This window comes from Flavihumibacter fluminis (genome assembly GCF_021491375.1).
GTDB lineage: Bacteria > Bacteroidota > Bacteroidia > Chitinophagales > Chitinophagaceae > Flavihumibacter > Flavihumibacter fluminis.
On sequence record NZ_JAKEVY010000004.1, the window covers coordinates 360,259 to 379,276 of the forward strand.

The window sequence follows — 19,018 nt, forward strand, 5'->3', positions numbered from 1 at the left end:
TGCGGGTTACTATCAACTTTGGCTGGAATTTATATACATATCCCCTTTTGCCGAAAGGCCTGCCACTATTGCAATTTTCATTTTTCCACGCAACTGGATAACAAACTGCGGATGGCGAATGCAATTGCCAGGGAGTTAACGGAACGGGCTCCCATCTGGCAGGCTCATCCGATTGAAACCCTGTATTTCGGAGGAGGCACACCATCTCTTTTAAGTCAGGAAGAATTAAACACCTTACTGAGCGTGGTTCGCGATCAGTTTAATCTATCCCCAACAGCTGAAATTACACTGGAAGCAAATCCGGATGACCTTACTTCCCCTGCACTCGATTCCTGGCAAGCGGCTGGAATCAACCGCCTAAGTATCGGCATTCAATCTTTTCATGAAACGGATTTACGCTGGATGAACAGGGCCCATACTGCAGTGGAAGCAAGGGAAGGTTTAAAACGGGTGCAGGCGGCCGGTTTTGAAAATTTCAGTATCGATTTGATATATGGTACGCCCGGGTTATCAGATGAAGCCTGGATGGAAAACCTGCAGATCGCCATCAGTAGCCGGGTTCCGCATCTATCCTGTTATGCTTTAACCGTAGAAGAGAAAACAGCCCTGGCACACCTGGTCAAATCAGGACGCATGCCAGATACCGACCCGGAACAACAGAGCCGGCATTTTCTGTTGCTGATGGAAACCGTACGCAAATCAGGCTATGAGCATTATGAAATTTCCAATTTTGCCCTACCCGGATACCGCAGTCGCCACAACAGTTCCTATTGGAGCGGGAAACTTTATCTGGGTGCCGGACCGGGTGCACATTCCTTTGATGGCCACAGCAGAAGATGGAATATTTCCAACAATGCGCTCTATATTAAAGCGATTGAAACGGGAGAAAACTTTCATGAGGAAGAAGTGCTTACCAAAGAAAACCGCCGACATGAATATATTATGACGGCTCTCCGAACAGTTGAGGGCCTTGATATGAAATATTATACCGACCAATATGGTTTGTCGGAAACGAAATTGCTCGAAAAAAAACTTAATCAATACCTGGAATTAACCAGAAAAGAAGGGCCAGACCGTCTTGTTTTTAGCAGCGACAGGATACAACTTACAGATGAGGGAAAACTTTTTGCTGACGGAATTGCCAGTTTCTTCTTCTAAAAATGAAACGTCTGAAAATCAGGAACTGCTTTTTTCACTGGAAATATGCAGCCAGGCCTGTCGTACAAGGACAATTACCAAAACCACCAGCATGGCAGAACCGTATATTGAGAAACTTACAGGCATTACATTAAAGATAACTTTTTCAAGTGATACGTTGCACAGGCGTGAGATATGTATTAACAGCTGCCTGACAACTAGATTAGCACCTCTTCAATAAGTTTAAAACCGGCTGAAGGGGCAAGCTGCTGCCACAGTATGCGATAGATGGCCGAAGCAATGGGCATATCGGCACCAACCTGTTGATTAAGCAGAAAAATACTTCTGCTTGCATTGTAACCTTCCGCCACCATATTCATTTCGAGTTGGGCACTTATTACAGAATATCCTTTACCGATCATGTTACCAAAGGTTCGATTTCTGCTATAAAGAGAATAACAGGTTACCAGCAAGTCACCCAGGTAAACTGATGCAGCATAATTTGCATCTTTTTTATGAGTAATCGGATCTTCGCCCTGGTGAGAGCCAACTTCCATGCGCTGAACCCCTACTTTTTTTAAAAAACCAGCCATTTCATCCGCACAATTCGCTATGAATACACTTTGAAAATTATCTCCATATTCCAGTCCGTGTGCAATACCGGCCCCAAGCGCATAAATATTTTTAAGAATGGCTGCATATTGCACCCCTATCACATCTGTATTCACAAGGGTATTGATGTACCAGGTCTTGAAATTCGAAGCAACCTCATGTGCCTTTTCTTCCGAAAGGCCGGAAAAGGTCAAATAGGACAAACGTTCTCTGGCTACTTCTTCAGCATGGCAGGGCCCCATAACCGTATAATAGTAAGAAAGTGGTAATTGAAAGCGTTCCAGCAACCATTCATTAATAAGAATATTTCGGTCCGGCATCATGCCTTTAACAGCTGAAACCAACACCTTACCCTCCAGGTCGGCAGCTGTTAATCCGGTTAGTGTTTCTTCAATATAAGCAGAAGGAACAGCCAGGACCAGGCAATCACAGGCTTTCACCATTTCAGTTATGGATAGATGTAAGTGAAGCTTCGTAATATCAAAACTGGCTGCTGATAAATAATTCGGATTGTGCTTGCGGTGAATTAAGTGCTGCCGAATGGATTCACTGCGAACCAGCCAATGAATCGGATTACCGTTATCAGTTACGATTTTGGCCAAAGCAGTTGCCCAGCTACCACTCCCTATGATTCCGAGCTGCATGGATTTACTTTTTCTTTTCGAAGAGCTCTTCCTTCTTGACTACTTTAACCTTATCGTTGTTTTTAAGTGTCTTGGAAACCAGCGAGTAGGGTCCAGTAACCACTTCATCTCCTTCTTTTAAACCACTCAGCACTTCGATGTAAGTGATATCCTGGATATCTGTGCGTACTTTAACCCGCTTCACTGTTGTTTTATCAGCCTGGAGTACAAACACAACTTCATCCAATTCTGTACTGATAGACCTGCGATTCTCCTGCTGCTCATTGTTATTGCTACCACTTTCTGCAGTGGATGTACGGGTCTCATTCACAGCTTTATCAGAATCTTTTTCACGGGTGGTAACCGCATTGATCGGTACCGCAAGTACATCCATTTTACGTTTGGTCTGGATATCTGCGCTGGCGCTCATACCCGGACGAAAAGGAAAGTTCTTCGGGCGGGTTGGATCAATCAGATCCTGGTAAGATTCTTTCAGCAAGCGGATCCGCACTTCATAGTTTGTAACATCATTGGTTACAGCAGTGGCGGTGGCAGAAGACAAGGCTTTACTGCTGCTAGCGATCTGCGTTACAATACCTTTGAATTTGCGGTCATTGTATGCATCAATTTCTACGAGGGCGGAATCTCCTAGATGTACTTTGGGAATATCATTCTCTCCTACTTCTACCCGAACTTCAATTTTATCCATATCAGCGATACGCATCATTTCCGTACCGGTCATTTGGGCTGTACCAACCACCCTTTCACCTTTCTTAACAGCCAAAAGAGATACCACGCCGTTCATAGGCGCCAATATTGTTGTTCTGCCCAGGTTCTTATTGGCACTTTCCAGGTTGGCACGGGTACTTGCTACCGAAGCCTGGTTGGCACGGATGGTTTGTAAACCTGCATTGTAGTTGGCTTTTGCTGTATTGTATGCATTTTCCGCCTGCTCAAATTCTGCACGAGAAATCACTTTCTCCTTCATGAGTTGCTCCTGGCGACGGAACTGCGCTTCAGCCTGAGATAAAGCACTTTGAAGGGCTTCCAGCTGTGCCTGGCTGTTATCTACCAGTGCCTGCTGCTGGCGAACGCTGGCCGCAACCTGATCACGCTGAGTCAGATAAATGTCTGCAAAAATCTTGGCAAGTACCTGTCCCTTGCGAACACTATCACCTTCTTCCACCATCAGTTCCACAATTTCTCCCGAGATATCAGAGCTTACTTTTACTTCAACTTCCGGATACACTTTTCCGCTGGCGTTAACGGTTTCAATGATCGTGCGCTTTGCGACTTTTTCCGTGGTTACTTTTATGCCCTCTTCACCTCCAATTATACCTGCCTGTTTCAAACCGAATAAGGCAATAATCAGTACCACCACGGCTACCAGTATCCAAACTAATTTCTTGTTCATATAGATCGTATGTGCTTGTGCTTGATTGATTATAATTTTATACCCTGGCCTTTGTAGAACTCAAGTACTTTCATCCGGAATACATAATCGAATTGGGCATTGACCATGTCGATTTTGGATCGCGTCAGATTGGTTTGTGAAGTGATCAGTTCCAGTGTCGAGAGTAATCCCAGTTCATAACGACGAAGGGTAAAGTTATAGGAGCGTTCCGCCGCATTGACACTACTACGTGCAGCATTGTATTTTTGCATGGCGGCTACAGCGCTGGTATAAGCGTTGTAAATATTGTTTTTCAACTGAAGATTTCCCTGGTCAATTACCAGTTCAGCATTTGCCAGATTGAGTTTCGCTCTTTCATAATTGGTCCTTGCCTGCCAGCCACCCAAAATTGGAATGCTTACACCTACCCCGATATTTTGACGAAAGTTATTTGACATCTGTGTTCCCCAGCCGGTCCATAATTCACCAAAATTTTTATTGCCTTGTGTTATCTGTACATTGGGCGATTGTATAGGCACGAGGGTACCATTTACATTCACTGCGCCATTTGCAGGATTGGGAGCATTATAACCCAGGAAATTAGCTCCAGTTATTTTTCGGTTGGAACTCGCAAAGTTGGAAGCCAGTCCACCAAAGGCAAAAAAGCTGGGATATAAACCTGCTTTTGCAGATTTTATATTGTATTCAAGTGATTTTTTACGCAGGTCATTTGCCTTGATTACCGGTTGATTTTGCAAGGCCATCTGGTAAACCATTTCCGGTTCCAGCTCTGCAATCGGATCAACCGGAATTCTATCCACCGGTGGTACCGAAATAGCAAAAGGAGCTCCGGCATCCAATGCCAGCAGGGCTTTTAAAGACAGCAGGTTCAATTCATAGGTCGACTGAGCCGTGATCAGGGAAGAACTATCCCTTGCCAATTGGGCTTCCAGATCCACCGCATTGAGCTCCGGCACAGTTCCGGCCTCAACTCTTTTCCGGGTATCATTCAACTGGCTTTGACTCTGTTTCACCTGAACTTCTACAATATCTACCTGCACTTTAGATAAAAGAGCAGTAAGATAAGCGGTAGCTACATTCAGGGCCAGGTCATTTTTGTTTCTTTCCACATCAGCCAGGGCAGCTTCAGCCTCGAATTTGGAAGCCAGCATCGTATTGGTAATCCTGTTCCAGTTAAAAATGGTCACATTCGTATTAAACTGGAATCCCTGGAAAAGCAGCTGCTGATTGGTAAACAGGTTGGTGGTAGGGTCAATGGAACGACCAAACTGGTAACCAGTATTGGTATTAAAATCAGCAGAGGGTACCCAGGCTTTTTTACCTTGTTTGTATAAAAGTTCACTGATCCGACGCTGTACATCCGCCTGTTTTGTTGAAATGTTATTAGCGATGGCATATTCCACACAACGCCTCAAATCCCACTCTTCCTGTGCCTGGCTTTCAAGCCCTAGTCCCATTCCCAATAATAAACAATAGGATAACCGTTTAAAAAATCGCATGCAAATTGGTTAAGGGGTTAAAAGTAAAGAATTCAATGGCATCCTGCCGACCGGTCATATAATTATCGTGAAAAAACTCCCCATCAACCGCCAGAAGCGGACAAAAAGGCCTGCTCAAGATCTGCAATCAGGTAATCGGCCGATTCCTGGCCAATGTATAACCGAAGCATCCGGTGTTCTTTTTTCTCCGGACGAAAATGCTCAGGCCTGATTCCTGCACATTTAGGAATGATCAGGCTTTCATGACCACCCCAGCTTACAGCCATAAATATGTGCCGGAGTGCCTCGCAGAACCGAATGATTTCCCCCCGATGTTCCGTTCTGTATATAAAAGTGAGCAATCCACAGGCACCACTCATCTGTTTCTTTGCCAGCTCATAGTCAGAAAATTCAGGATCCAGTGGGAAAAGACAGGATTCCACTTTCGGATGTTGCCTTAGGTAGGCAAGTACCAGCCGGGTTGTTTCACTTACCTGTTTCAGCCGCATCGGCAGTGTTCTTAAGCCCCGAATCAGCAGCCAGGCGTTAAAAGGCTGAATCCCGCTACCAATAGTCAGGTATTCGGATTCAAAAATCTTGCGGATCATGGCTGCAGAACCGCTGATCACTCCTGCAACGGTATCTGAATGTCCGCCTATGTATTTGGTAGCTGATTGAATAGACAAATCGATCCCTAGTTCAATCGGTCGCTGATACAATGGCGTGCAATAACTGTTGTCCACTATTGTGACAATCCCCTTAGATCTGGCCAGGTCTGCAATGGCTTTAAGGTCCTGGATCGCATAATTCCAGCTATTGGGGGATTCCAGGTAAATCAGTCGGGTATCAGGTCGAAGTGCATCTGCATATTGTTCCACTGATCCACCATCTACATAGGTAGTTTCCACATTGAAACGGGGAAGTACAACCGAAAACAGCCTCTCTGCCCAGGTATAAGGTTTACGCACTGAAACGATATGATCCCCGGCTTTTATATTGGCAAATACAGATGCAAAGATCGCGGCCGCACCACTGTTGAGAACCAGGCAGTCCTCCGCTCCATCCAGTGCTGCCAGTTTTTTTCGAAGGATATCAACTGTCGGATTAAGGCCCCTGCTGTAGAGGTACCCTCCCATTTCATCAGCAAAAGCAGCCGACAAATCATCCACTTTCCGAAACACAAAATTGCTGGTTTGCATAATCGGTGGGGACATGGCATTGAAATACTGCTCTCTTTCCTCTCCCAGTTCGTTTATTATGTAAGAAAGATCCATCTTAACTATGTTTTATGCCCTTGCTTTTCCGAACCACCAGGAAATAAATTCCCAGGAATACAGCGAATACCGCTAGCCCGGTTAATGCAAGAACAGGTGTGTTGATCGCAATACTGATTCCGACAAAGGTATAGGCAATCATAAAAACAAGGGGCAATACGGGATACCATTTCATGGTATAAATACCGGTTCCATCCAGGTGTTTGGTTCGTTTGCGAAGGATAAAAATCGTTGCTGCAGATGTTGCCATACCAATTGAATCCAGGAAAATCGTAAATCCAAGAATTTTCTCAAAGGTGTTGGCAAAAAACAGGACGATGATACAGATAGCAGCAAACACGGTCAGACTAACGGTGAGTACCCCACGCTTTTCATCGGTTTTGGCAAACATACCGGGGAGGATACCATCTTTACTCATGGCATACATAACCCTGGGATTACTCAGTAGCAATACATTCACATAAGCCAGTACAGCCAGGAAAAGCAGGAGTGTAAAAATGGTTTTACCAGTTGGACCAAACATTTTTTCCGCCACTACTGCTGCAATTCCTCTGGTGGATTTCAGAGCTTCAAAACCAATACTGTGTACATAAGCCATCTGCACCAGCAAATAAAGTCCGATGATCATCAGAATGCCGATCACAATTCCTCTCGGCAGGTTTTTGCGGGCATCTTTTACTTCCTCACCAAAATTGATGGTTTGCTGGTACCCACCGTAGGTGAAAGAAACCGCAATCAGGGCTACGCCAAAGGAGTAGATGAGGGAAGAGGGGGGAATGGAAGATGGAGGAATGGAAGATGGGGGAAGGGAGGAGGGGTCGGCTCCGGGAAAAAAGAGTGCGCTAATGAGTACCAAAACCATCAGGATCTTGATCAGCATCAGAATATTCTGCGTTTGTGAACTCATGCGCAATCCGGCCAGGTTGACAAAATAAAAAACCATGATGGCCGACATGGCGATCAGGGATTTCACCAGGTCGGAAGCGGGCTCATCAAAAATCAACTGCGACAGGTATTCACTGCCTATTAATGCCACTCCGGATAAAGACGCTGCATTAGAAATAAGAATAATACAATTAATTGCAAAAGCAACAGAAGGATGATAACAGGCTGCAAAGATTTTGTAGTACCCTCCTGTAACAGGATACCTTGAACCAATTTCAGCATACGTGAGTGCACCGCAAAGCGCGATAATACCTCCGGCGATCCAGGCCGAAAAATAAATTGTGGGCGTAAGTGAGGCGCTGGCGGCATCGGTAGCAGTCCTGAATATACCCATACCGATAACAAGACCAACTACAATCATGGTAAGATCAAACAATCTTAACTGATTGTTTTTGCCTGAATTGTTTTGCATGTTAGTTCCGATCTTTACCCAATATAATTCCAAAAGCCAAGCCCACAAATAAAAAATGAACCTCTTATTTGTTTTTGTTGCCACCGGATTTCAGCTTCCCCTATCCCCTACAACAGATACCCTGCCCAACAGACAACTGGATTCGGTTATTGTGCAGGGATTTGTACAAAGAAGTCCGCTTGCTGCAACACCTGCCGCAGTATCTATTGCCGGAGCTGCTGAATGGAACCGTTTTTCTCCGGCAAGTTCAGTACCAGCTCTGAATACGCTTCCAGGGGTAAGAATGGAAGAGCGTTCACCCGGCAGTTATCGTATAGCCATTCGCGGTAGTTCACTTCGCTCTCCGTTTGGCGTAAGAAATGTGCGTTTTTATTATGAACAGTTTCCAATAACAGATCCGGGAGGAAACACCTATCTGAACCTGTTTGCGCCAACTGCTATTGAGCAGATGGAAATTTTGAGAGGACCGGCAGCTTCTGTTTATGGATCCGGCTCAGGAGGTGCCTTGCTGGCAACAGGCGCCAGGCCATCCGAAAACAAATCACCAATTCGATTAAGTGTTATGGGAGGCAGTTATGGTCTCTTCCAGTTGGATGGTCAGCTACTCACCGGAAATGAACAGCGTTTCAACCGGGTACAAGTGCATCATCAGCAATCACAGGGATACCGCAATCAAAGTGCGCTTCGCAGAAATTTTCTGAGCTGGCATAATAAAAGACAGGTATCGGATAAATACACAATCGGATCACTGGTGCTTTATAGTGACCTTCAGTATGAAACACCAGGGGGACTAACACTTGCGCAATACAATGCTAATCCCAGGCAGTCGCGGCCGGCAGGAGGCCCCTTTCCTTCAGCTGAAGCTGCAAAAGCTGCTTTTTATCAGCAATCTTTTTATGGCGGATTGTATCAGCAATACATGCCCGGTTCCAGGCTCAGGATGGAGGCTACTGTATATGGAATGTATAACCGAATTACCAATCCTGCCATACGGAATTTTGAAAGAAGATCTGAGCCCTCTTTCGGAACACGTGCATTAATCGCTTATACCGCACCGTTATCCAGCGGAAGTATAACATTCACAGCAGGAGGAGAATGGCAAAAAGGATATTACCAGATCAACGTTTTCGGTAATCGTGGCGGAGAACAGGATACCCTGCAAACTTCTGATGCTCTTACACCTGGTAACGCCCTGGTTTTTGGGCAGGCGCAATGGAAGCCGGATGCTAACTGGGAAATCAATGCCGGCTTAAGCTGGAATAATAATACAATCCGCATTATACGCGAATCGGTGGTACCTAATTATCGGTTCAGCACGGGCCAACAGGCAGAATGGGCACCGCGTATTTCTATCTCAAGAAAATTAGGATCCGTTCTGGTTTATGGGCTGGCAGCCAGAGGTTTTTCTCCTCCCACCAGTTCCGAACTGCTGCCTTCTACCAGTGTAATCAATACTTCCTTAAAAGCTGAAGGGGGATGGAATTATGAACTGGGTATGCGTGGCAGATTTGCGAAACAACGGTTATGGTTAGATGCAAATATTTTCCACTTCCAGTTAAACGATGCCATCGTGCAGAGAAGAGATGCAAGCGGTGCTGACTTTTTCACCAACGCAGGTAGTACGAGGCAATGGGGTATTGAAATTGCTTCCCGTTACCAGCCACTCAAGCAAACTTTTGGTTTCCGATGGCAGCCCTGGATCAGCTATACTTTCCATCCTTTTACCTATAAGGATTTTCGTCAGGTGGAACAGGATTTCAGCGGAAAGCGCATTCCTGGTATCGCAAGGCAAACTGTGGCAGCCGGATTGGATTTGTACCTGCTGATGCTGGAACTTCATATTACCTACCAGTATGTAGATCCGATATGGCTGAATGATGCCAACACCGCTAAGGCAAATGCCTATCAATTAGTAGGTTCCAGGCTGGAATCCCGGATTTTTAAGCGCCTCAGCATTTTTGCCGGGGCAGACAATTTAATGAATCAACGTTATAGTCTGGGTAATGATATCAATGCCATAGGAGGCCGCTATTTCAATGCCGCTGCTGGCCGAAACTATTTTGCGGGCATTCGGCTCCAGTAATGAAAATGACTATATTCGCGCCGTAATCGGTTTCTGTTGACAGACTTACTGTTAACAGGATTAAAAGGGAAGTCCGGTTGATCCCGGCGCTATCCCCGTAGCTGTAATGTTTTCAGGATCATTGTATCCTGCTGCAGATCCATAACCACTGTACGCCTGCTAAATGCTTTGGTGAACGGGAAGGGGGTTTGCAGAAAACGAGCCAGAAGACCTGCCGCTTACAGGAAACCATATTCCGCTTTCGGGAGAAAAGCAGGGATATAAAAGGCCGGGTACCAGGTCGTTTATATTTCTACCATCCTTTTCCGGAAGCAGTCACGTTAATCTTTTTCACCAACATGAAAAGAACCCTGATTGTCGTGACTGCTGCAGTATTCAGCAGTCCGCTCTGGAGTCAGCAAATCCCAACACACAGCAGCTCCTCTCCTCTTGAAGAAGTTATTGTTACGGCTAACAAAATTTCGCAGAAACAAAACAGCACAGCAAAAATTGTACAGGTAATCAATCGTGCAACCCTGGAGCAAAATGCCGGTCGTTCTCTTGCACAGGTATTGAATGAACAAAGCGGATTATTTCTATCCGGCTCTCAAAACAACCCGGGCACTGTTCCCAATCTCTACCTGAGAGGGGCAGGAAGTGCGAACACCCTAATTCTGATTGACGGTATGCCCGTAACAGATGCATCCGGTATTTCCATCGAGTTTGATATCAACCATTTTGCGGTGGATCAGATTGAACGGATTGAAATTCTTAAAGGTGCGCAATCCACGCTGTATGGATCAGATGCGGTTGCCGGTGTAATCAATATCATCACCCGGAAGAATGTGAGTAACCGAAAAATTGGTGGTAACGGGCAACTTGCGGCAGGCAGTTTTAATACGTATAAAGCGAACCTTGGAATAAGCGGACAGTCGGGTAAAATCAACTACAGCGCCCAGTATAACCGCTTTCAGTCAAAGGGATTCTCCTCTGCAACTGATGCTTCAGGGACAAACAATTTTGATAAGGATGGGCAAAAGCAGAACCTTATCAACCTGGCGGCTGGTTTGCAGGCAACTGCAAACTGGAAACTGCAGGGCTATTATCAGTATAGTGATTACAAAACCGATCTGGATGATGCCGCATTCAGTGATGATAAAAACAGAACAGCTTATAATCGTCAACAAGTGATTGGCGTCAAATCAATCCTGCAGTTACCAAAAGGACAGTTTGTTGTTCACAGTAATTATAACCGGATCAACCGTGATTACAGAGATCCTGTAAATGTTCCGGCAGGTCCTTCTGATTTCGATCCTAGCAGTGGTAATTACAAAGGCAATTCTTTTTTTGCCGAAGCCTATCTCAATAGTACGATTCAACCCTGGTTCAGTTTACTGGGCGGTGTTGATTACAGGCGCAACCAGGCTGATATCGTTACCGACTTTGGCGGTTTCGGAAGCAGTCTGAGCAAGGATTCACTGGAAGCCAGCATGATGAGTGCTTATATTTCAGGTCACCTCCACAAAAACAACCGGTTTGGAATTGAACTGGGTGGTCGTTTTACCCAGCACCAGGATTTTGGAGACGCATTTACTTATTCATTGAACCCCTATTATTCCCCAATTGCACAATTGAAAATATTCGCCTCGGCAGGATCCGCTTTCAGAGCTCCCTCTGTATACAACCTCGCGAGTGAATATGGTAATCCTGCACTGGCACCGGAGCGATCCACCCAGCAGGAACTTGGAGTTCAGTATAACGCAACCTCCAATCGCTTTTTTGCCCGTGCCACTTACTTCAACCGAAACATAAAAGATATCATCCTTTTTGCTCCGCTGTCTGTTCCCCCTTATGGGCAGTATCAGAATGGAGACAAGCAATCAGACCATGGCATCGAACTTGAAGTAAGGTGGAAACCAATTGAAAAAATCAGCCTTAGTGCCAACTATACTTTTGTAGATGGCGAGTTATCCACTTCCACTGCTAATGGGAAAGACACCAGTTATTTCAATCTTTATCGTCGCCCCAAACACAGCTTCAATATCAATAGCGGTTACCAGCTAACCAGTTCTCTGATTATTGGCATTCACTACCGCTGGGTAGATAAAAGACAGGATCTTTTTTACAACAGCAATACATTCAGTACAGAACTGGCCGATCTGAAGCAATACTATAACCTGGACCTATATGCGAAATACCAGTTACTGCCGCAACTTGCATTTTATGCTGATTTTAGGAACATTACCGATCAGGAGTATTTTGACGTGGCGGGATACAACGCGCGAAGATTCAATATGATGGCAGGAGTCATTTGGAAATGGTAGGTAATTAGTGTCGCTTGCTACTGATATGGTAGGCTTTACCGAGTTCAACCAGGTCCAGCAGGTTATTACAGTTCAGTTTTTTAAACAACCTTGATTTATGGGTACCCACCGTTGAGGTGCTGGTACCCAAAATCATGGAGATTTCGGTCAGGGATTTACCTTCCATCATTAGGGAGGCAATTTCGAATTCCTTGCTGCTCAGTTTTTCAAACGGATTAGCAGGCTCTTCCTGCTGTAAACCACTTGCGAGTTGAAGTGCCAGTTCCGAGCTTATATACATCTTATTGTTCAACAGGGTTTCCACTGCTTTTTTCAGATCCTGGATACCTGTGTTTTTAGATAAAAAACCTTTTGCACCAGCCCTGATCAATCGGGGTGCATAGATATTTTCAGCACTCATGGAAAAGATCAGCACTTTGGCTTCCGGGAACCGCACTTTAATAAATTCCATAATACCAAACGTATCGGAGCCCGGCATATAAACATCCATTATGATCAGGTCAAAGGTTCTTTCTTTTAATTTTTCAAGTGCAGATGCTTCATTGCTGGCTTCATGTATGGTGCAGGGACGAAACAATTCAGCCAGTACATGACCAATACCGGTTCTCACAACTTCGTGATCGTCAATGAGAAGAAAATGTTTCATACATACAAATTAATAAAAATACTGTATGAATGTAGGTTTTTTTCTACAGGAATTGCCAAGTTTGTCTATTGTCTGCAGACCTGGTTTGTATGCATCTTTGTGTTGTAAGTGGCCCGTTTCTATTCTGTATCCAATATCCTTTTCAAAACCGAACCGTCCAAACGCCAGACACCGGTTAGTAGCGGAGTTTTTTATCAAAGGTTAATGAGCCAGGGGTGCGAAAACTTCTCATTTGAGAAAATTTTGTACCCTTTTGGTTTTTTCCTTTTTTTCACTGATCTTCTGATCACCTTATAACTATGAGCAAGCTTGAATCAGGCATATTGGAAGAATATGAGCGGATCATGGACGCTTCACTGGACATTATTTGTACCATGAACAGGGATGGCATGTTTACGCGTATCAGTACTGCAGCTACAAGAATCCTCGGATATAACACAGAAGAACTGATTGGCAAACCTTACCTGAGTTTCATTGAGGAGCATGATCAGCAGGCAACTGTCGCCATGTTGGCCAATGCCATTAGTGGTCAGCCGGTGAGCTTTTTTGATAACAAAGTGATTTCTAAAAACAGACAATCCATCACGATCCGATGGTCGATTAATTGGAACAAATCAGCACAAGCTCTTTTCTGCATCGGAAGGGATGTAACCGAACGGGTCAAAAATGAGCAACGACTTGAACAGTCGGAACGTTGGTACCGAAATCTGTTTCATCACAATCCTCTTCCCATGTGGATCATTGATCCGGATACCAAACAATTCCTGGAAGTGAACGAAAAAGCAATCAATCATTATGGTTACAGCCGGGAGGAATTTCTTCAGATGACTGCGCATGATATCCGCCCGGAAGCAGATCGTGAACGCCTTAAAAAAGTTCAACGAATCAGGGAAGGCAATAACCTGGTCCATAAAGGACGATGGAAACACATCAAAAAGAATGGCGAAATCATTGACATTGAAATCACTTCCCATCAGATAGAATTCAATGGCAAGTTGGCTTCCCTTATACTTTCCAACGATATTACAGATCGCCTGAAACTGGAACTTCAAAAAAAAGAAGAGGAACGTAATAAAATTGCACTGATCAATACCACCAGCGATATGATCTGGAGTATTGATGCAGGGTATAACTTGCTTGCAGCCAACCGCAGTTTTATTGAAACTACCGAGCGAACCTCCAATGTGTCTATACAGGTTGGAGATAATATGTTGCTGGAATCATCTTATCCCAAGGAACACATACAATACTGGAAAACCCTGTACAACCGCGCTTTATCCGGCGAATCCTTTCACATGCAAAGCCTTGATGTTTATACGGAACCTGGTGAAGAGATCTGGTGGGAAACCAGCTTCAATCCGATTCGGGAAGAGCAGAAAATTGTAGGAGTTGCCTGTCATTCCAGAAATATCACCCAAAACAGAAAGTACCAATCGGAATTATGGCAGCTGAATCAGAAGCTGGAAACGGCCCAGAAACTGGCCAAACTGGGCTATTGGGAGCTGAACATGAAAACCAACGAACTCTTCTGGACCCATGAAGTGTATACGATCTGGGGCAGGCACCCTTCCAATTTTCAGCCGAGTTTTGAACTGTTCCTGGAAACCCTCCATCCGGATGACAGGGAAACTTTCCTCAAAAAAAGAGCACAAGTCTTAAACGGAAATGATTCACTGGATTTTGAACACCGTATTCTGTTACCCGATGGCACTATCCGGTATGTACATGAAAGGGGCAACCTGTTTAAAGATCAGCATGGCAAACCCATGCGGTATAGTGGCACAGTGCAGGATATCACGCAGCGAAAACTATACGAACAGGCCCTGGAAAAAGCGAACCAGGAATTGTCAGAGAGGGCAGAACAACTGTCCAGATCCAATGCCGAATTGGAGCGGTTTGCTTTTATAGCTTCGCACGATCTGCAGGAACCACTTCGAATGGTAAGCAGTTTTCTTCAATTGGTGGAAAAAAGATACAAGGACAAACTGGATGAAGCAGGTAAACAATACATTCAGTATGCTGTTTCCGGTGCAGAGCGAATGAAAAAACTGATCAACGACCTGCTGGCTTATTCCAGGCTGGAAAACACTGCAGTTGAATTAACTCAAGTGGATATGAATCAGGTGCTTAACGAGGTTGCCAATAATTTGCAGGAAACCATTGCCGAAAACAATGCCATTCTAACCATTAATCCAATGCCGATACTAAGTAACGGCAATTTCTCCGGGCTGGTACAACTATTGCAAAACCTGATTGGAAATGCCATTAAATATCGAAGTGAGTTACAGCCAGAGATACGGATTAGTGCAAAAGAAGAAGATAATCATTGGCAGTTTGCTGTAAAGGATAATGGCATTGGAATAGAATCGGATTATTTTGAAAAGATTTTTGTCATTTTTCAGCGGTTACACAATATGTCAGAATATTCCGGAACAGGAATTGGTCTGGCAATCTGTAAAAAAATTGTAGAACAGCATAAAGGTAAAATCTGGGTTTATTCCAAAGAAAATGAAGGTTCCACCTTCTATTTTACCATCAAAAAATAAATCTTTATATTCATTAAGAATCCAGTACCTATTGAAACTACCCAAAACGTATGAAAGACTTACACATTTTATTGGTGGAAGACAATGAAGGCGACATCATTCTTACACGAGAAGCACTTCGCGAAGTAACTGCAGTAAAAGATATTTCGGTTGTAAGAGATGGCAGGGAAGCGATCCATTTTCTTTTTAAGACCGGGACCCATGAGAATGCCCAGGTTCCTGATCTGGTTTTGCTGGACATCAATCTTCCAAAAGTTGATGGAAAGGAGGTGTTGAAAACAATTAAGCAGGATCCGGCACTACGCAGCCTTCCGGTAATTGTGTTAACTACTTCTGCTTCTGAAAAAGATATCCTCGAGGCCTATACCCATTATGCCAACTGTTATATAACCAAACCCGTTGATTATTCCAGTTTTATGAAAGTGATCCAGTCTATGGAATCATTTTGGATGAAGACAGCACAACTCCCTAATAGCTAAACCGGTACTTCATGATACATTCAACTGAACTGACGATCCTGATGGTGGAGGATAATCCCGGAGATCAGTTTCTGCTGGAGGAACTCTTACTTAGTTCCGGAATAAAAATCCGGGAACTGTTTACAGTAGAATCCATCAAACAGGCGCATGAAGTCCTGAAGTCGGAAGCTGTTGATATTATTTTGCTTGACCTATCCCTTCCTGACAGTTTTGGAATCAACTCTTTTACATCCATACGGGAAAATGCAGGGTATACCCCGATTGTAATTCTTTCTGGCGTTTCGGATATGAATACCGCCCTGGATGCGATTACACTCGGGGCACAGGATTACCTGATCAAAGGCGATTTTGATGAAAAACTGCTATCAAAAACCATCCTCTATTCCATCGAACGTATGAACAACCTGCAGGCATTGCAGGAAAGTAATGAACGATACGATCTGGTGAGCAAAGCCACCAATGACATGGTTTGGGATCTTAACCTGCAGACGGGTGAGGTATACCGAAATCCGGAAGGCTGGAAGAAAATCTTTAAAACCGATTATAATCCCATTCAATTCGGATCAGAGGAAAAATGGGTGAAACAGATACATCCCTCCGAGCGAGAAGACGTAATAAAGAAAATTAATCAATTCAAAGAGAACCCATCCTTCCAGCAATTTGAATTGGAATACCGCTTTCTGAGAGCTGATGGAGATTATGCTTATTTGCAGGATCGAGGATATATCATCCGAAATGAGCAGGGCAAAGCAGTTCGTTTTATCGGTGCCACACAAGATATCACGCCCCGCAAGGAAGCCGAAAGAATATTAAAAGAATCCGAAGAGCAGTACCGCTATCTTTTTGAAAACAATCCTGCTGCTATCATCATCTGGAGCCTGAAAGATTTTACCGTTCTGGAAATAAACGAATCAACTGAAAAACATTCAGGTTATAAAAGGGAAGATCTGAAAGGGAAATCCATTCTAACGGTGGGACTGGCAGAGCGGGTGGAGCTTGTTCATGGACTTGCCGAGAAAGCATTAAAAGATAAAAGTTTCAGAGAAACACATATTACCCGGATTATTAGCAAATGGGGTGATAAGATCTATATCGAATTCGTATCACATCGCATAGATTATATGGGAATGCCCTGTATCATGGCCCTGGGCAATAATGTTACCGAAAGAGTGATGCTGGAAAAACAACTGGAAGCGGAACGCGTCAAGGCGCAGAAAGAAATGACCAATGCAGTTATCTCTGCCCAGGAATCAGAGCGTCAGGAAATTGGTCGGGAATTGCATGACAACATCAACCAGATACTGGCCAGCGCCCGCTTATACCTGGGACTTGGTAAAACAGCCGGCGATTCACAATCACTTTACCTGGGCAAATCGGATGAACTGATACAGTCGGCCATTGATGAAATCAGAACCCTCTCCCACTCGCTTATTCCACCAACATTAAGTGAAGGACACCTAAAAGATAATCTTCTTCAATTATTTGAAAATGTTGCAAGCGGTATTGGAACTACCATTTACCACAACATGACAGAGTTGGAAGAACAGTTTATGGAAGACAATTTCAAATTGGCCATTTATCGCATCTGCCAGGAACAGTTTAACAATATCACGAAATACGCAAAAGCAAATACGATCAATTTCTACCTTGGCAACCGGAACGGAAATCTGGAATTAAGCATCAAAGATGATGGGATAGGATTTGACAAGGCTAAAAAAAGCAATGGTGTCGGACTGATGAACATGAAGACCCGCGCTGCACTCTTTAATGGCACGATAGAAATAAATACCGCGCCTGGAAAGGGATGTGAATTGGTGGTCCAGTTTAAACTACCTGTTTTGGAGCAAATACCCGCGAAATAATACGTTGGGCTTCCAATTCGGAATTGGAGAGATCACTGAGGGTAAGATGCTGCAGGAGTTCATCCAGCACCAGTTGCATCATTTTCCAGAGTGAACGAACCGAACAATCCACAGAGTTGGTACACAGTTTCATACCACCGCTATGCAGATTACAAAAACTCGTATCGAAAAGTGCTCCTCCTAATACCTTCAGCAGATCATTTACAATAATCTCATTGGCGGGTCTTGCCAGCACATAACCACCTTTGTTACCAGGTGTGCTATTGAGAAATCCCTGCTGTCGCAACAAGCGTGTAAGCTTGGCAACATAGGGAATGCTGATTCCTTCCGCCTCGCTGAGCTGGGGAATGCTGAGTCCGCTTTCATTGCCGCAATTGGCAACGCGTAACATAATTCTTAAACCGATTTCTTCCTGTGCTGTAATCTTCATAGATACCTTTTAAAACATACCTAATTCCAATTGTGCAGCCTCCGACATCATGGATTTATTCCAGGGCGGATTCCAGGTCACACTCACATGCACATCATTCACCCCTTCAATCTGACGCACTTTCTGATCCACTTCAATGGGAAGTGATTGCGCAGCAGGACATCCGGGTGCTGTCAGCGTCATTACGATCTGGACATTGTTCAGCGGCAGAATATCCACCTCGTAAATAAGTCCCAGTTCATAAATATTCACCGGTAATTCCGGATCGTATATTGTTTTGATACAATCAATCACTTTTTCTTTTAAAGCTTCTGTTTCCATGTTCTTAGTGCTTTGCAGCTTCGTTCTGTAATTTAAAAGCCAGTGCAAAATTTTTCATCTGCTTTACCATCGCTGCCAGTCCGTTTGATCTTGTTTGAGCCAGATGCGTTGTCATGCCAATCCTGTCGATAAACCCAAGTTTGGCCTGAATAATTTCATCAGGAGTATGCCCCGATAATACCTGGATCAGCATACTGATCAGTCCCTTTACAATCACCGCATCGCTATCTGCCTTAAACTCAACCAGCCCATCTTTATACGCCGCAACCAGCCATACGGTGGACTGGCAACCTCTTACCTTATTCTCATCCTTTTTATGTTCTTCTTCGAGCGCCGGCAGTTTTTTTCCCAGATCAATAATGTACTCGTACTTCTCATCCCAGGAATCAAACAGCGAAAAATTCTCAACAATTTCTTCTTCCAGTTCTTCTATTCTTGGCCTTGCTGTCATTT

Annotated in this window: 15 protein-coding genes and 1 riboswitch; of the genes, 6 read left to right on the forward strand and 9 right to left on the reverse strand. The window is 44.3% G+C overall.

Going from position 1 to position 19,018, the window contains the following annotated elements; all coding sequences use genetic code 11:
- The first annotated feature begins 18 nt into the window (after positions 1-18).
- Positions 19-1,158 carry a radical SAM family heme chaperone HemW gene (gene hemW, locus L0U88_RS16760; RefSeq protein WP_234867358.1) on the forward strand — a complete coding sequence of 380 codons (1,140 nt, stop codon included), beginning with the start codon at positions 19-21 and terminating at the stop codon, positions 1,156-1,158.
- 197 nt (positions 1,159-1,355) lie between these two features.
- On the opposite strand, the gene L0U88_RS16765 is transcribed toward hemW, so the two are convergent.
- The 5 genes from L0U88_RS16765 to L0U88_RS16785 form a co-directional block, all read right to left on the reverse strand.
- Complete coding sequence (locus tag L0U88_RS16765) at positions 1,356-2,393, reverse strand: NAD(P)H-dependent glycerol-3-phosphate dehydrogenase (protein WP_234867360.1); 1,038 nt, start codon at positions 2,391-2,393, stop codon at positions 1,356-1,358.
- Between the two features lie 4 nt (positions 2,394-2,397).
- Entirely contained in the window at positions 2,398-3,786 is a 1,389-nt protein-coding gene (locus L0U88_RS16770; protein ID WP_234867362.1) for an efflux RND transporter periplasmic adaptor subunit, read from the reverse strand.
- Positions 3,787-3,815: 29 nt separating this feature from the next.
- On the reverse strand, positions 3,816-5,285 hold the full coding sequence (locus tag L0U88_RS16775) for a TolC family protein (protein ID WP_234867364.1): 1,470 nt from the start codon (positions 5,283-5,285) through the stop codon (positions 3,816-3,818).
- Between the two features lie 83 nt (positions 5,286-5,368).
- The gene (locus tag L0U88_RS16780; protein WP_234867366.1) at positions 5,369-6,538 is read right to left on the reverse strand and encodes a trans-sulfuration enzyme family protein; all 1,170 of its coding nucleotides are present in this window, start codon (positions 6,536-6,538) and stop codon (positions 5,369-5,371) included.
- A gap of 1 nt (position 6,539) precedes the next feature.
- Positions 6,540-7,895 (reverse strand): APC family permease, encoded by a 1,356-nt coding sequence (locus tag L0U88_RS16785; protein WP_234867368.1) that lies wholly within the window; start codon positions 7,893-7,895, stop codon positions 6,540-6,542.
- Positions 7,896-7,950: 55 nt separating this feature from the next.
- Between L0U88_RS16785 and L0U88_RS16790 the strand changes: the two genes are divergently transcribed.
- Together L0U88_RS16790 and L0U88_RS16795 are read left to right on the forward strand one after the other, a co-directional pair.
- Positions 7,951-9,978: a TonB-dependent receptor gene (locus L0U88_RS16790; protein ID WP_234867369.1), complete on the forward strand. Its 2,028-nt coding sequence runs from the start codon at positions 7,951-7,953 to the stop codon at positions 9,976-9,978.
- A 10-nt stretch (positions 9,979-9,988) separates the two neighbouring features.
- Positions 9,989-10,211: riboswitch (cobalamin riboswitch) on the forward strand.
- Positions 10,212-10,316: 105 nt separating this feature from the next.
- Positions 10,317-12,281, forward strand: coding sequence for a TonB-dependent receptor plug domain-containing protein (locus L0U88_RS16795; protein ID WP_234867371.1), 1,965 nt, complete (start codon positions 10,317-10,319; stop codon positions 12,279-12,281).
- A gap of 4 nt (positions 12,282-12,285) precedes the next feature.
- On the opposite strand, the gene L0U88_RS16800 is transcribed toward L0U88_RS16795, so the two are convergent.
- The gene (locus L0U88_RS16800) at positions 12,286-12,927 is read right to left on the reverse strand and encodes a response regulator (protein WP_234867373.1); all 642 of its coding nucleotides are present in this window, start codon (positions 12,925-12,927) and stop codon (positions 12,286-12,288) included.
- Positions 12,928-13,226: 299 nt separating this feature from the next.
- On the opposite strand from L0U88_RS16800, the gene L0U88_RS16805 reads away from it, so the two are divergent.
- Genes L0U88_RS16805 through L0U88_RS16815 form a run of 3 tightly spaced genes read left to right on the forward strand, consistent with a single transcriptional unit; the run spans position 13,227 to position 17,814 of the window.
- Positions 13,227-15,473, forward strand: a complete 2,247-nt coding sequence (locus tag L0U88_RS16805; protein ID WP_234867375.1) for a PAS domain-containing sensor histidine kinase — start codon at positions 13,227-13,229, stop codon at positions 15,471-15,473.
- Between the two features lie 50 nt (positions 15,474-15,523).
- Positions 15,524-15,952 carry a response regulator gene (locus L0U88_RS16810; protein WP_234867377.1) on the forward strand — a complete coding sequence of 143 codons (429 nt, stop codon included), beginning with the start codon at positions 15,524-15,526 and terminating at the stop codon, positions 15,950-15,952.
- 11 nt (positions 15,953-15,963) lie between these two features.
- The gene (locus tag L0U88_RS16815) at positions 15,964-17,814 is read left to right on the forward strand and encodes a PAS domain S-box protein (protein WP_234867379.1); all 1,851 of its coding nucleotides are present in this window, start codon (positions 15,964-15,966) and stop codon (positions 17,812-17,814) included.
- On the opposite strand, the gene L0U88_RS16820 is transcribed toward L0U88_RS16815, so the two are convergent.
- The 3 genes from L0U88_RS16820 to L0U88_RS16830 are packed head-to-tail and all read right to left on the reverse strand — an operon-like array spanning position 17,777 to position 19,016.
- Positions 17,777-18,244 carry an RrF2 family transcriptional regulator gene (locus tag L0U88_RS16820; RefSeq protein WP_234867381.1) on the reverse strand — a complete coding sequence of 156 codons (468 nt, stop codon included), beginning with the start codon at positions 18,242-18,244 and terminating at the stop codon, positions 17,777-17,779. The two genes, L0U88_RS16815 and L0U88_RS16820, sit on opposite strands and share 38 nt — an antisense overlap.
- Positions 18,245-18,253: 9 nt before the next feature.
- Positions 18,254-18,565: an SUF system Fe-S cluster assembly protein gene (locus L0U88_RS16825; protein ID WP_234867383.1), complete on the reverse strand. Its 312-nt coding sequence runs from the start codon at positions 18,563-18,565 to the stop codon at positions 18,254-18,256.
- 4 nt (positions 18,566-18,569) lie between these two features.
- Positions 18,570-19,016, reverse strand: a complete 447-nt coding sequence (locus L0U88_RS16830; protein WP_234867385.1) for a SufE family protein — start codon at positions 19,014-19,016, stop codon at positions 18,570-18,572.
- Positions 19,017-19,018: the final 2 nt, after the last annotated feature.

Coding starts and splice junctions, on each gene's coding strand:
- L0U88_RS16765 (WP_234867360.1), bottom strand. CDS start 2,393: ATGCAGCTCGGAATCATAGGGAGTGGTAGCTGGGCAACTGCTTTGGCC.
- L0U88_RS16770 (WP_234867362.1), bottom strand. CDS start 3,786: ATGAACAAGAAATTAGTTTGGATACTGGTAGCCGTGGTGGTACTGATT.
- L0U88_RS16775 (WP_234867364.1), bottom strand. CDS start 5,285: ATGCGATTTTTTAAACGGTTATCCTATTGTTTATTATTGGGAATGGGA.
- L0U88_RS16780 (WP_234867366.1), bottom strand. CDS start 6,538: ATGGATCTTTCTTACATAATAAACGAACTGGGAGAGGAAAGAGAGCAG.
- L0U88_RS16785 (WP_234867368.1), bottom strand. CDS start 7,895: ATGCAAAACAATTCAGGCAAAAACAATCAGTTAAGATTGTTTGATCTT.
- L0U88_RS16790 (WP_234867369.1), top strand. CDS start 7,951: ATGAACCTCTTATTTGTTTTTGTTGCCACCGGATTTCAGCTTCCCCTA.
- L0U88_RS16795 (WP_234867371.1), top strand. CDS start 10,317: ATGAAAAGAACCCTGATTGTCGTGACTGCTGCAGTATTCAGCAGTCCG.
- L0U88_RS16800 (WP_234867373.1), bottom strand. CDS start 12,927: ATGAAACATTTTCTTCTCATTGACGATCACGAAGTTGTGAGAACCGGT.
- L0U88_RS16805 (WP_234867375.1), top strand. CDS start 13,227: ATGAGCAAGCTTGAATCAGGCATATTGGAAGAATATGAGCGGATCATG.
- L0U88_RS16810 (WP_234867377.1), top strand. CDS start 15,524: ATGAAAGACTTACACATTTTATTGGTGGAAGACAATGAAGGCGACATC.
- L0U88_RS16815 (WP_234867379.1), top strand. CDS start 15,964: ATGATACATTCAACTGAACTGACGATCCTGATGGTGGAGGATAATCCC.
- L0U88_RS16820 (WP_234867381.1), bottom strand. CDS start 18,244: ATGAAGATTACAGCACAGGAAGAAATCGGTTTAAGAATTATGTTACGC.
- L0U88_RS16825 (WP_234867383.1), bottom strand. CDS start 18,565: ATGGAAACAGAAGCTTTAAAAGAAAAAGTGATTGATTGTATCAAAACA.
- L0U88_RS16830 (WP_234867385.1), bottom strand. CDS start 19,016: ATGACAGCAAGGCCAAGAATAGAAGAACTGGAAGAAGAAATTGTTGAG.